Origin of the sequence: Cupriavidus sp. SIMBA_020 (assembly GCF_046535395.1) — a bacterium.
GTDB lineage: Bacteria > Pseudomonadota > Gammaproteobacteria > Burkholderiales > Burkholderiaceae > Cupriavidus > Cupriavidus campinensis.
In genome coordinates, this window is sequence record NZ_JAWRWU010000725.1 from 1 (window position 1) to 267 (window position 267).

Sequence of the window (267 nt, forward strand, 5' to 3'; positions counted from 1 at the left end):
GATCGCGTCGGCGCCGATATCGAACAGGTGCGTCGCGGCATCGGCTCGGACCCGCGCATCGGCTACAGCTTTTTGTACGCCGGTTGCGGCTACGGCGGTTCGTGCTTCCCCAAGGACATGCGCGCGCTGATTCACAGCGCCCAGGAAGCCCATTGCTCCAGCGACCTTTTGCAAGCCGTGGAAGCCATCAACGAGCGGCAGAAGCACAAGCTGTTCGAACGCATCAAGGCGTTCTACAAGGGCGACCTCAAAGGCAAGACCTTTGCC

At 61.4% G+C, this 267-nt stretch carries 1 pseudogene; it reads left to right on the forward strand.

The features are described from left to right. A pseudogene (locus SB751_RS31240) lies at nt 1-267 on the forward strand (UDP-glucose 6-dehydrogenase); the annotation flags it as partial.